The organism is Paenibacillus forsythiae T98, assembly GCF_000520735.1.
Taxonomy (GTDB): domain Bacteria; phylum Bacillota; class Bacilli; order Paenibacillales; family Paenibacillaceae; genus Paenibacillus_AQ; species Paenibacillus_AQ forsythiae.
The window spans coordinates 1-12433 of the sequence record NZ_ASSC01000335.1; the positions used below are offsets into that span (position 1 = coordinate 1).

The 12433-nt window shown below is 49.8% G+C and carries 15 protein-coding genes and 2 tRNA genes; 2 read left to right on the forward strand and 15 right to left on the reverse strand.

All coding sequences use genetic code 11. The annotated features are described in order from the left end of the window. A partial coding sequence (locus L692_RS0110875; RefSeq protein WP_025699775.1) for a condensation domain-containing protein occupies positions 1-1410 on the reverse strand: 1410 nt, incomplete at its 3' end. 558 nt (positions 1411-1968) lie between these two features. Here L692_RS0110875 and L692_RS31120 point away from each other — a divergent pair. Further along, positions 1969-2244: a transposase family protein gene (locus L692_RS31120; protein WP_232238766.1), complete on the forward strand. Its 276-nt coding sequence runs from the start codon at positions 1969-1971 to the stop codon at positions 2242-2244. A 144-nt stretch (positions 2245-2388) separates the two neighbouring features. Here L692_RS31120 and L692_RS30610 read toward each other — a convergent pair whose 3' ends face one another. The 8 genes from L692_RS30610 to nrdR all read right to left on the reverse strand — a co-directional run bounded on the left by L692_RS30610 (position 2389) and on the right by nrdR (position 5645). Next, positions 2389-2604 (reverse strand): hypothetical protein, encoded by a 216-nt coding sequence (locus L692_RS30610; RefSeq protein WP_025699778.1) that lies wholly within the window; start codon positions 2602-2604, stop codon positions 2389-2391. 318 nt (positions 2605-2922) lie between these two features. Next, positions 2923-3192 carry a hypothetical protein gene (locus L692_RS0110890; RefSeq protein WP_025699780.1) on the reverse strand — a complete coding sequence of 90 codons (270 nt, stop codon included), beginning with the start codon at positions 3190-3192 and terminating at the stop codon, positions 2923-2925. A 70-nt stretch (positions 3193-3262) separates the two neighbouring features. After that, on the reverse strand, positions 3263-3520 hold the full coding sequence (locus tag L692_RS0110895; RefSeq protein ID WP_025699782.1) for a hypothetical protein: 258 nt from the start codon (positions 3518-3520) through the stop codon (positions 3263-3265). After that, complete coding sequence (locus L692_RS0110900; RefSeq protein ID WP_025699784.1) at positions 3517-4278, reverse strand: ImmA/IrrE family metallo-endopeptidase; 762 nt, start codon at positions 4276-4278, stop codon at positions 3517-3519. The genes L692_RS0110895 and L692_RS0110900 overlap by 4 nt, the downstream gene beginning before the upstream one ends. After that, positions 4278-4631, reverse strand: a complete 354-nt coding sequence (locus tag L692_RS0110905; RefSeq protein WP_025699785.1) for a helix-turn-helix transcriptional regulator — start codon at positions 4629-4631, stop codon at positions 4278-4280. The genes L692_RS0110900 and L692_RS0110905 overlap by 1 nt, the downstream gene beginning before the upstream one ends. A 176-nt stretch (positions 4632-4807) precedes the next feature. Then, positions 4808-4880, reverse strand: a tRNA-Lys gene (locus tag L692_RS0110910). Between the two features lie 11 nt (positions 4881-4891). Further along, a tRNA-Ala gene (locus L692_RS0110915) sits at positions 4892-4967 on the reverse strand. A 201-nt stretch (positions 4968-5168) separates the two neighbouring features. Continuing rightward, complete coding sequence (nrdR, locus tag L692_RS0110920; RefSeq protein ID WP_025699786.1) at positions 5169-5645, reverse strand: transcriptional regulator NrdR; 477 nt, start codon at positions 5643-5645, stop codon at positions 5169-5171. A 125-nt stretch (positions 5646-5770) separates the two neighbouring features. Between nrdR and L692_RS0110925 the strand changes: the two genes are divergently transcribed. Beyond that, complete coding sequence (locus L692_RS0110925) at positions 5771-6001, forward strand: alpha/beta-type small acid-soluble spore protein (protein WP_025699787.1); 231 nt, start codon at positions 5771-5773, stop codon at positions 5999-6001. 89 nt (positions 6002-6090) lie between these two features. On the opposite strand, the gene L692_RS0110930 is transcribed toward L692_RS0110925, so the two are convergent. From L692_RS0110930 to phoU, 6 genes are all read right to left on the reverse strand, one after another. Continuing rightward, positions 6091-6657, reverse strand: a complete 567-nt coding sequence (locus L692_RS0110930) for a lytic transglycosylase domain-containing protein (RefSeq protein ID WP_025699790.1) — start codon at positions 6655-6657, stop codon at positions 6091-6093. After that, positions 6654-7253, reverse strand: a complete 600-nt coding sequence (gene coaE, locus L692_RS0110935) for a dephospho-CoA kinase (RefSeq protein WP_025699792.1) — start codon at positions 7251-7253, stop codon at positions 6654-6656. The genes L692_RS0110930 and coaE overlap by 4 nt, the downstream gene beginning before the upstream one ends. 9 nt (positions 7254-7262) lie before the next feature. Then, positions 7263-7988, reverse strand: coding sequence for an MntP/YtaF family protein (locus tag L692_RS0110940; RefSeq protein ID WP_025699793.1), 726 nt, complete (start codon positions 7986-7988; stop codon positions 7263-7265). Between the two features lie 255 nt (positions 7989-8243). Beyond that, the gene (gene mutM, locus L692_RS0110945) at positions 8244-9074 is read right to left on the reverse strand and encodes a DNA-formamidopyrimidine glycosylase (protein ID WP_025699795.1); all 831 of its coding nucleotides are present in this window, start codon (positions 9072-9074) and stop codon (positions 8244-8246) included. A gap of 52 nt (positions 9075-9126) precedes the next feature. Continuing rightward, the gene (gene polA, locus L692_RS0110950; protein ID WP_025699796.1) at positions 9127-11784 is read right to left on the reverse strand and encodes a DNA polymerase I; all 2658 of its coding nucleotides are present in this window, start codon (positions 11782-11784) and stop codon (positions 9127-9129) included. A gap of 204 nt (positions 11785-11988) precedes the next feature. Next, a partial coding sequence (phoU, locus tag L692_RS0110955; RefSeq protein ID WP_025699797.1) for a phosphate signaling complex protein PhoU occupies positions 11989-12433 on the reverse strand: 445 nt, incomplete at its 5' end.

Consider the following 12433-nt stretch of genomic DNA (forward strand, 5'->3'; position numbering starts at 1 on the left):
CTCTTCGAACAACTGATGAATCGTCTTCTCCCGCGGGTATTCTGCCTTTGTGTCATTGAATACGGTCAGTATCGTATTCTTTTCTTCCTCGCTGCCAAGAGATACCTCAAGTATTTTTTTAAGTGGATTACGAATCATATCTTCCGCAATCGTTACGATCTGACCGATCATTCGCTGGATTTCGTCTTCTTCGAATAAGCAGGTACGATAATGAACATCGAGTACGATATGCTGCTCATTTAACATTTCCTTAATATGAAGAACCAAATCATTTCCTTCATGGCCACTAACATTCACTTTGCTTTCCATTCTCATCTGACCAACATCTAGGAAACTCATCGGTTGATATTCTACTGCAATCCCAAATAGTCGATGAATATCGTTACTACCATTAAGCTCTCTCAGATCTTGAATTAATTGATTGTAGGGATACTTTTGATGACGTAAAATCGCACTCTGTTCCTTGGCTACCTGTTGCATAAAAGAAACCAGATCCAGTTCCGGCTCTACAAAAAGCCTGGTTGCGGCCGTGCTGGCGAACATTCCGATCGTATCTTTTTCTTTCCTCGTTGTCCGGTTCGCATAAATAGTTCCGACGACGATGTCATTCAGATTAGTTACTTTATGCATGTAAATATAAAAAGCGGATAAAAAGAAAGTAAACACACTGATCTTATTTTGCTGGCAAAATGCCGTCAGAGTGCGATAAAGATCGGCGGTTATTGTAAGGCTTTTTCTTTCTGCAACGGTACTTGACGATAGGGGGTTATATGACTTAAGACCGGTGATCTCAGGTAGAGATTGAAACTTGTCTAACCAATATGCTTTATCTTTTTGAAAGCGCTCTGAATTTACATATTCTTGTTCTGTGTCTATGTAGTCAATGTAGGAATTTTTCTGATCCGCTGCAGGCCAAGTTCCGTTTGTTAGCGCTGCATAATTTTGGGCAATCTGATTCCCAATGAGATTCATAGATATACCGTCAGATACAATGTGATGGATTTTCAAATTGTACCCGAATTGTTCATCTGCCATTTTAAATATAACAAACTCATATAACTTCGATTGAATCAGTTCGATCGGCTTTCTATTATGAACATTCAACCATTTGTCTGCATAGTACTCATTGGAGTATTCCGAGAAATCCAAAAACTCGATTTCCATCTCCACGTAGGGCTCGACATATTGCATAGGTTCGCCACTTGTCTGTGCGATACGGATGTGAAAAGCTTCGTTCTGCCGGATAACCAAACGAATGGACTGCTGCAAAATATCCAGGTTTATTTTCCCCCGGATGATAGCTGTACCGGAAAGAGTACACATAGTTGTATTCGGGTATATTGATTCTGTATACCATATTCTTAGTTGCGCATGCGTTAAAGGAAATAATTTGATTGTACCTGTGCCCATTGTTATCGCTTCCTCGCTATTTAAAATGTATTCTTCTGTTGCTAATCCCACTTCACAAACAGTAAACTCTCAAGGTGAATCAAATCATTTTTTAAGCTCAAGTAATTTCAAAATAAATTTGCGAACTCTTTCATTATGACTAGTGCCAAATTATGTATATTATCAGCTCTATATATCTCTTTTGCCCTTCCAATTGATGTTATTTTTTGAATCGCTCATGCTGAAAGTGATAAATCTCCTCGCCTTGCAGCAACATATTGTAAATTTACTAAAGCAGTTAAATCATTTGGATTATCAAAATATAGGACTGAAGATAACAGCTTGCTTCTAATTAATCTTCCTCCAAATTTTTCACTTTTTTTGAGGCTCAAAACCGAAATTAGCGGTTGACGAATCGATACGAGCGTGAAACTAGGATGAAAATGGAAAAACATCTGCAAATCCTGTATTGTTGTAAGTCCTACCAAACAACAAAAGGAAATGACAGATGCCACTCCAATCCAGTATTTCAATGAGATGCTCGGATTACCAGAGCTACAACTTCATAAAATCGTCTATATGGACGCTCATCAAGTTCATCTGGAGGCATCGCCTGTGACCGACAAACAGCCCTGTCCCGTATGCCACTCGGAACAATACGTCAAGCGGGATGGCCGCAACAAACTGCGGAAGATTCGGCATTTGGCGGTCTTTGGCAGAAAGAGCTATTTGCATGTACCCTCCCTTCGGTTAGCCTGCTCACGGTGCAGTGTCGGCTTCGTTTGGTCTTATGAATTTGTGGGTCCTAACTCGTTGTACGGTATAGCCTTAATCTATGTAATAAAGCTCCATTAACCGCTCGAAATCTGTGCCGGATAAAGTACGGACGTCCGCTTTCAGTATCTGTTCATCAGTCAGCTTTTTGGCAGATGGCTTGGACGATGTATTCCGAACGTTCACCTTGGCCCCAGCGATCCGGTTTTGATTCGTTCTACTGGCCTAAGTGCTCTTTCTGGCTTTCTTGGCCTGTCTCCGTTTACGAGTCCACATGCCGCCAAATATCTCTCCGAGCACCACTGACCCGAACAGAATAGCAAAGAAGTACCCCCAATGCAGACCCGGTATGTTAAGGTAAATCGCTAAACCTCCGAGAATAAAAAGTCCCCTCACGACATACGCTACCTGCCTGCCTTCTGCATAATACGTTTTAGCCATAGGCTATACCACCTTATGCTGTAATTGATCAATCTTTGAATGAAGGTCTATGTACCCAAATTATTCGACATTTGATTTGTTCTTTCTTCTATAATTACTATATTTCGGTTAGATTCTCTCTACTATATCATAAGTTTGGTTAGATCTGGTATGATAAAAAGCCCTCGAACCATATCCGAAGGCCTACTGTCTTGAGTATTTTATTTTTTGCCGAAACCTTTAGCTTGAAGCCAGGACTCTCCCCCTGCCGTACTCAGAAAAGAACCACTATCCAGCTTGAAGCTTAGCTTGACGGAGTCCCGGAATACGGTTACGCATTCAATCAGCGTACGGCGTGACCACGACATGGAAGCCAGTTCCGTCTTTAAAAAAGGACAGCCCGGTATCGCCAAACGCTTTGGGATAGACTGCTTTTTCACTCCAATGACCAAGAAAGTTTGCAGATTCCAGCGTCATTACTGCTTCCCCTTCTGCTGACGAGGAAGCGGAGGGTATAAATTTGAAGAACTGGCGGACCTCTTTTACAGTGGAAATCTTCTTATCTACGCACAAAAAGCATAAATCTTCTACGGTATCCTGAATGATCAATTCTGGAGCGACCTCTTCGTCTGAAGCAACGAGTAACTGCTCATCCTGAATAACTTCCCTAATATCTTAATCATTGCTGCAGATGTAGCCAGCCGACAGAAAAATTGCAGCTGCCGTATGGATCGAAAAGAGTCCACTTGCCGTTTTCAATCCGTTCCCTAACAATCTGTTTGTTAGACTCTATTAATAGTTCGTCTAAGACTTCCGAGTGAATATAAATGGTATCATACAGTTCTTCCAGCCAATTTAGAACGTCGCTTTTTCTGTAAGTTACCGCGAAGTTAATAATATTGGCGTCTATAAATACTTTCCCGCTTCGGCTTCTCATTCTTCTTTATCCTCCGAAGCTTCGGCAGTCGCCAATAGCGTTAAAGCCACTTCTTGATATTCCCGAGCTTTTTGAGGAGCGATGTGGGCCAAAAGGCCGGAAGCCTCCAATAATGAAAGCTTGTCCTGTTCTAATGCCAAGTCAACAATATTTGCGTATCTTTCAAAGGACTCCTCTGTGTAAGCCTCGTCAAACGGACTGGCTGGCAGAGAAAGTTTGCCACGCTGCTCTTTCCACTCGGCATCTGTGATTTTTAACAGTCCGGTTGAAATTGGCAGGTCCAATTCGTGGATTCGCCTGACAACCGCCTCATAGGGAACCGCCGCCATATCCGCGATCAGAATAACCGCCTTATGCGCTTCTAATTTCTTCTTTAATTTTGGCCACAGCAAGCGAATAATTGCCCTTGGCATCATAAGAGCGGCAGCGAAGCGATCGGCTGCCCGTTCCATGTCCAGTTGGTCGGACATTAAATGCTCAAAATCGAGAACGTGCCATAATTCATGCGCCGCTGTATAGTAACGGCTTCTTAAAGGCTGATGTGTATTAAGCATGACATATTTGTCGTCTGGTCCAAAACTCACAGTTGCTCCATAAAAAAGAAGATCCGGGATGTTCTGATAAATGACGGGAGCATGTTCCCGCAATTTATCTTCAACTCCAGAACCGATAAAGGTTTCCGCCCCAAATTGTTCAGTAAGCACCTCATAGGCAAAACCTTCACCCATTTGTTCAGACTGCTTTTTAACTGAAGGCATTATCGTTCCACCTTCGCAAGTGCTTTTTCCAGTTGGCGGCTGTTTTCAATGGCATGCAATAAAATGTTCAAATGCCGTTTAGCAATCCGCGAATCCGCTTTTCCTCTTAAGCTTAAGGTATACTCTTTCTCTTCCGTATGATCCGGTGTCAACAACTCCTGGGTGGTAACGCCTATAACGTTAGCTACCTGAACCATGCGTTTGGGCAAGAACTGACGCTCACCATTCAGGATATGGCCCATTAAGGCTTTACTAACAGCAATTTGATCGGCAAGCCATTGAATGGATTTTTCGTTGGCCTCTAACCATACTCTGACTTTCGCAATAGCTACTGCATTGACTTCATTAGCCATCGTTATTTCCCCCATAAAAAGCTGTTTCTTTACTTATATTATACGCTAAATTGAAAATAATATGTAGACGTATACAAAATATTTTATCATGTCTACATATTAAACACTGTAGCTTTTTGAAGTAAATCACAAACAAAAAAGACGGCATAATCGCCGCCTTTCTTGTCTTGCTATGATGGACTCTCAGGGACTCGAACCCTGGACCAATTGATTAAGAGTCAACTGCTCTACCAACTGAGCTAAGAGTCCATATTAAATTATGGTGGAGCCTAGGGGGATCGAACCCCTGACCTCATCGCTGCCAGCGATGCGCTCTCCCAGCTGAGCTAAGGCCCCATGTTACATATATCCGATATGTATGAATCGGCGTCTTTCACTGTCTTCCGCATTATCGTTGTCCCGCAGCCGACTTCTATATCATATAAAATTATCACGCCTATGTCAACAGTTTTTATAAAATTATTTTGTGGGACATACGCCGGGTTGCAATCCGGCGGATAAAGAGACTGCTGAGCGGACGAACTGTCAAGCCGGGGCTTACAGTCCGTCCGTCTCCGCAGGGTTTTTGGACAAGAGCGCCTTCAGTTCCTTCATGAACATGTTGATGTCCTTGAACTGGCGGTACACGGACGCGAAGCGGACGTAAGCGACCTCATCCACCGGATAGAGCTGCTCCATCACCAGCTCGCCAATCTGCTGGCTCTCGACCTCGGCTACGGCGATGCCGCGCAGCGACTTCTCGACCTCGGAGACGATCATCTCCAGCCGTTCCACGGATACCGGGCGTTTCTCGCAGGCGCGAATCAGGCCGCGCAGAATTTTGTCCCGGCTGAACTCCTCGCGGCTGCCATCCTTTTTGATAACGATCAGCGGAGTTTCCTCCACCATTTCAAACGTGGTAAAACGCCGGCTGCACCGCTCGCACTCCCGCCTGCGGCGTATCGATTTATTTTCATTGGCCGGCCGGGAATCAAGGACTTTGGTATTGGTATGGTCGCAGTATGGGCATTTCATGATCCGATCACTTCCTTTGCAATAATTACGGGTCTATCTTTCCAAAAAACACCTTTAATTCAGAGTAATGAATAGGGCAAGTCCGGTACATAATACAGTTACCAACCGATAGGAGGTGAACAGAAATGGCACAAGCAAGCAATGGTCAATCCAGCAGCAATAACCTTGTCGTACCAAGAGCGAATGCGGCTTTGGAGCAACTGAAATATGAAGTTGCCCAAGAACTTGGTATCACTCTTTCTCCGGATGGATATCAAGGCAATAAAACTTCTTATGAGAACGGTTCGATCGGGGGTTACATTACGAAACGTCTTGTAACCCTGGCTGAACAACAACTGGCAGGTCAATTCCAATAATCTGCCACATAAGCTTGCCGAAGAAGTGCTGATCGGCCCAAAGCGGCCGGGGTCGGCACTTCTTTTCTGATGCATGGCTCCATTTACCGCTAAAATACGTCCCCGTAGATATCCGTATATTGATTGTAATAGTAAATGACGCGCTGTACATAGTGGCGGGTTTCGCCAAACGGAATATTCTTGATGTCCTCTTCCCTTCCGTTCCACGAACCATCCGCGAGCCAGCGCTGAACCATACCGGGCCCGGCATTATAGGCCGCAATGACCGCTGTACGATTGCCGTCGAATTGCCCGGATAAGGAATGCAAATACCAGACGCCCAGCTCAATGTTGGCCGAAGGCTCGTTCTTGAGCCGGCTCATCGATACATCGGGGAGCTTGGCCTGCTCAAGCGCCCACCTGGCGGTATCGGGCATCAGCTGCATTAGTCCGATCGCTCCCTTTTTCGACTCGCGTCCGGTCTTGTAGTTGGTCTCCACCCGGATGATAGCCGCTACAAGATAAGGGTCAACCTGATAGGTGTAGCTGTGCTTGCGGATTTCATTCTTGAAATGAATCGGATAAAACCAGGACATCCAGTTCGTACTGAAAAACAGGATGGCGGTAAAGCCGACGAACAGCAGCAGCAGCACTCTTTTTTTGAGGAGCCATTTCAGCATGGAAGACCCAGCCTGTCCCACAAAACGGCGATCTGCCGCTCGGTATCGGCAAGATCCCCGCTGTTATCAATGACGTAATCGGCTTTGGCGCGCTTGAGCTCGATATCCATTTGCGAGTCCAGCCGGGCTTCCGCCTGGTCCTGCGTTAATCCGTTCCGTTTCTTCAAACGCTCAAGCTGGGCTTCTCGCGGCGCATAAACCACTAAAATCCGTTCAAACATATCCTCAAGACCCGATTCGAAGAGCAGCGGAATGTCCGCTATAATCAGGCGCTCGGGCGTTTCCTGTTCCATGGCCAGCATCCGCTGCCGGATTTCCCGGCGGATAGCGGGATGGGTCAGCCCATTGAGAGCCTTCAGCGCTTCCGGATCGTGAAATACAATGTCCCCCAATTTAGGCCGGTTAAGGGTCCCGTCAGGGAGCAGTATCTCCTTGCCGAAATATGCGGCAACGGCGGCCAGCACCTCATGTCCGGGGAGCATGACCTCCCGGGCAATGGCATCGGCGTCAACGAGCCTTGCCCCCTTCCTGATGAGAATGGCGGACACGGTGCTTTTTCCGGAGGCGATTCCTCCGGTTAAGCCTATAATCATGTTTTCACCTCACAACAGCTTCAATATTCCTATTGCAATCAAGAGCAGCGCAGGCAGCACCGAAGCGTGCTTCATCCAGGAGGTTCCGGCAAAACGCAGTCCCGTATGCAGCCCCAGCAGCAAAATACTGCCGCTGAACAAGGCAATAACGAGCGACGTCCAAAGCGGATTGAATCCGAGCAGCGCCGCGCCAAGGCCCGTTCCGAAAGCGTCAAGTGAAAGGGCAGTGCCCAGCACAAGCGCCTCCACCGGCGAGATGCTGCCCGATTTATCCATGTCGGCCGATGACGGGGTACGAAGGATTTGAATAACAATCCCGAGCCGCCGCAGCTCCAGGGAAAACACCGCGGATTTCTCAGGTTCTTCCCCCGAAGCTCCATCCACTCCTGCCAGGCTTGCCGGGCTGTCATTCTGTCCGTCCCCCGGCACTCCGCCCGATTCTTCCTCCGTCTTCTCCTCATCCTTCTGCATGACCAGCTGCACAAGCGACCAGCAGCCCATGATCAGAATAATGACCGCCCCGACCAGGGAAGCACTATGAGGCGAAACGACCTGGGCCAGCAGCACGCCAACCTGCATCGAGACGCACATCACAACTCCGGAACAGAGCGAGATAATGAGAATGGAGGGCAAAGGTATTTTCAATTTGCGCAATCCGTATGTAATGCCGACACCGAAACCGTCCAGACTCAGGGCAAATGCCAACAGCAGCAGTGAAAAAATGGGGCTGACCACCCGCAATCCCTCCCGTTGAAGAACCGAAACCTCCAGGGCGTTAAGCCATGAGGCCGTCGTTCGCAAATGTAGCATTCTTCACCCAGTATATGGGCGGGGTGGGCTGAGGGTGTCAACCTCAATGAAAGACTGTGAAACACGAAGAAAACCGGCGGAAATCAGCGAAATAGCAAATTGCCGTCCTGGCTTTGAAAGCTTGACTCGGACCATATGCGCGACTCCGGGTAATTCATAGCTTGGCCCAAAAAAGTTCTTTCATCCGAGCGGCTGGCAGCTTGGACAAAAATGCGTCCCGCGTCCGCCGACCACGCTCTTCTCGACCTTGGACCCGCAGGAATAACAGGTCTGGTCTTTACGGCCGTAGACCAGCAGCTTGTGCTGATAGCTTCCGCTCTCTCCCTGGCCGTTCACATACGATTTAACGGAGGAGCCGCCGGCATCCACCGCTTCCTTCAGTGTGGCGATGATCGCCTCATGCAGCCGGTTCATCTGTTCTCCGGTCAATGCTTTGGCCGTGATCTCGGGATGAATGCCGGCACGGTGAAGGGACTCATCTACATAAATATTGCCGATGCCGACCACATATGCCTGATTGAGCAGCATAGGCTTGATTTTTGTATTCTTCCCGGACAACAAATCTCTAAACGCTTCGGGCGTAAATTCCGGGTCCAGCGGCTCCAGTCCCAGCTTGTTCAGCGGAGGAAGGCTGAGATCCTCTCCCGGCAGAAATAAATCCATAGTGCCAAACTGCCTTACGTCCGTATAGCGCAGCTCGGTGCCGTCTTCAAAATGAAAGATGACATGTGTATGTTTATCCAAAGGCTCTCCGGCGGCATACAATCCGTACTTTCCTTCCATCCGCAGATGGGAGACGAGCACCAGATCGTCCAGCAGAAAGCGCAAAAATTTGCCCCGGCGCTCCACGCGCTCTATCGTATGGCCTTCCAGCATCGTTTCAAATATTCGAATATCATCCGGACGCCGGATAATGCGCGGCAGCCGGACGGTGACTTTTTGTATCTTTTTCCCTTGAACCAAGGTGTTCAGCGTTCTCTTGACGGTCTCTACTTCCGGTAATTCCGGCATGATGTCTTCACCTCTACTCCATTATACCGGATTGAGCTGGCCTGCGGGACCTTTATTTCGCCTCATACCAGTTGCTTCCATAACTTACCTCTGCCTTGAGCGGCACGGACAGCTTCAGCGCGCCTTCCATCACTTCGGGCACGAGCTTCTTCATCGTATCCAGCTCATCCTCCGGCACCTCAAATACCAATTCGTCATGCACCTGAAGCAGCATGCGGCTCTTTAGCTTGCGCTCGAACAGGACCCGGTCCATATGGATCATCGCCAGCTTGATAATATCGGCCGCGGTTCCCTGAATCGGCGTATTCATCGCCGTACGCTCGGCGAAGGAACGCAGATTGTAGTTGCTCGCGTTAATCTCCGGCAGATAGCGCCGGCGCTCCAGCAGCGTGGTCACGTAACCCGCCTTGCGGGCGTCGCGGACGATCTCGTCCATATAGCGGCGCACGCCCTGGAACACCTCGAAATACTGCTCGATGAACCTTGCCGCTTCCTTCCTTGTAATATTCAGGTTCTGGGAAAGGCCATAATCACTGATGCCGTACACAATCCCGAAGTTGACCGCCTTGGCGGAACGCCGCATGTTGGCGTCTACCGCATCGGCGGGCACGCCGAATACGTCCATCGCCGTCTTGGTATGAATATCCATATCATGCACAAAAGCTTCCTTCAACCTTGCGTCGTCCGAAATATGCGCGAGCACCCGCAGCTCAATCTGCGAGTAGTCGGCGGCCAGGATCGACCAGCCCGGCTCGGAGGGCACGAATACCTTGCGGATTTTGCGGCCTTCCTCCAGACGGATCGGAATATTCTGCAGGTTCGGGAACTGGCTGCTCAGCCGTCCGGTCGCCGCAATCGTCTGGCGGTAGAAGGTATGGACCTTGCCGGTCGACGGGGCAATTTCCTTCAGCAGCCCTTCGACGTAGGTGGACTGCAGCTTCGCCAGCGTGCGGTACTGCAAAATCTTCTGCACGATTTCATGGTAAGGCTCCAGCTTCTCCAGCACCTCGGCATCGGTGGAATAGCCGGTCTTGGTCTTCTTGATGACGGGCAGGCCCAATTTATCGAATAGAATCTCCCCGAGCTGCTTCGTCGAATTCAAATTGAATTCCGTGCCCGCGATTTCATAGATTTGTTCCACAAGGCCCGAGATCGTGCTCTCAAACTCACGGCCCAGCTCCTTGAGGCCATCCGTATTGACGGAAATGCCCTGCTTCTCCATATCGGCCAGAATGCGCGAAAGCGGCATTTCCAGATCATGAAACAGCCCGGGCATGGCTGTGTCTTTCAAATCCTGCTCCTGCTTCGGCAGAACTCCCAGCACGGACGCGCTCTTCGAGGCGACATGGGCGCCCAGCGTGTCCAGCTCCGGCACCTTGTATTTGGCCCCCTTGCCAAATACCTCTTCATCCGGGGCAAGCCGGGGCAGACCGTATTTGGCAACAAGGTCGCTGAGGTTCTGGCTCGCTTCGGTCGGGTCAAGAAGGTACGCGGCGAGCTGCACGTCATGCGCCGCTCCGGCGAAGGGAATTCCCTGCCAATGCAGCGCCAAATCGGCGCGGTGCAGGTCATAGCCGTTCTTCGGCGCATGCTCGTCGGCCAGCCAGTTCCGCAAGCCCGCTGCGGCTTCGCTCTTCAGCAGCTCGAACGGCACAAAATAATGCAGCTCCGGCGTCGAAAGCGCCAGTCCGATCACCTCGGAGCGATGCGGGTTATCGCCGTTCGTCTCGACATGCAGCGCCTTCACAGCCGTTAGCAGGGCTGTCAGCTCTTCAAGCTCCGCTTCGCCCGCAAGGACGATGTCGAGGTCCTCCGCTTGGGGGGACGACGCTTCGTCCACAGGGGCGCTCCCGCTCAGCGAAAGGCGCTCCAGCAGCGACTTGAACTCCAGCTTCGCCAGCGCGGGTCCGGCAGTGTCCTTTTTCAGCCCCTGAAAGGCCATATCCTCCCAGGAATGGGTCAGGGGCACCTCACGGTAAATGGTCGCCAGCTTCTTGCTCATGATGGCATCCTCGGCGTGGGCCTCCAGCTTCTCTTTCATTTTCCCTTTCAGCTCGCCCGTTCCTGCGATCACTCCCTCCACGGAGCCGAACTGGGCAAGCAGCTTGAGGGCGGTCTTCTCACCGACACCCGGGACGCCCGGAATGTTGTCGCTGGCGTCGCCCATCAGACCTTTAAGATCAATGATCTGCTGCGGCGTCAGATCGTATTTCTCGCGGATTTTCTCCGGTCCGTACAGCTCAATCTCGGTAACTCCCTTGCGGATAAGCGCGATAGTCGTATGCTCCGAAGCTAGTTGCAGCATATCCTTGTCCCCGGATACGATCATCACCTGGCGTCCCGCCTCGTCCGCCTGACGGGAAATGCTGCCGATAATATCGTCCGCTTCATAGTTCTCGATCTCAAACTGCGGCACCCCGAGGTCACGCAGCAAATCTTTAAGCAGCGGGAACTGCTCCGACAGCTCCGGCGGCGTCTTCTGCCGGCCGCCCTTGTACTCCTGGTAGCCTTCGTGGCGGAAGGTGACCTTCCCCGCGTCGAACGCGACGATCAGATGCGTCGGCTTATGCTCTTCAATCAGACGCAGCAGCATCGTAGTGAAGCCGTATACGGCGTTCGTCTGCTGCCCGGCCGTATTGGTCAGGGGAGGCATAGCGAAGAATGCACGGTAAATGACGTTGTTTCCATCTATAAGAATCAGCTTGTCCATTTTGCACCTCGTCTTTAATTGCTTATCCTTTACATCTTACCACACGCAAAATGGCCCCACAAAGTACCGTCAAGGCTTCGAGACTGAATCCGCTTATATCGTCCTTCATTTAAAAAAGAAGAAAGCGCCCTCGCCGCGTAGCGGCATGGTGCGCTTTCACTCCACTCTATATTCGGCGTTCCCGCCTCACTGCCTGATTGTTTCCTACATATTTAAATCCGGACGCTTGCCCGTTACCAGATAGACGACGCTTTCTCCAATGTTGGTCGCATGGTCAGCGATCCGCTCGATGTACCGCCCAACCAGCGTAAGCAGCATCGCTTGAGCGACCGATTCAGGCTTCTCAACCATGTAAGTATACAAATCGTTGATCATCGAGCTGTATAAATGATCGACCTGATCGTCGTCCATTGCCATTTTGTGCGCTAGATCCGTGTTCTCGTCCAAGTAAGCGGTAATGGCTTCACTGGTCATAAGCTGTACAATCTCGGCCATTCGCGGAATGTCAACCAGCGGCTTGATCAGATCCTGACCCTGGATGCGGAGCGTCACCTTGGCTACGTCCAGCGCCAAATCGCCCATCCGTTCAAGATCGCTTGATATTCTGAAAGCCACAATAATTCTGCGCAAATCCTTGGCTAACGGCTGG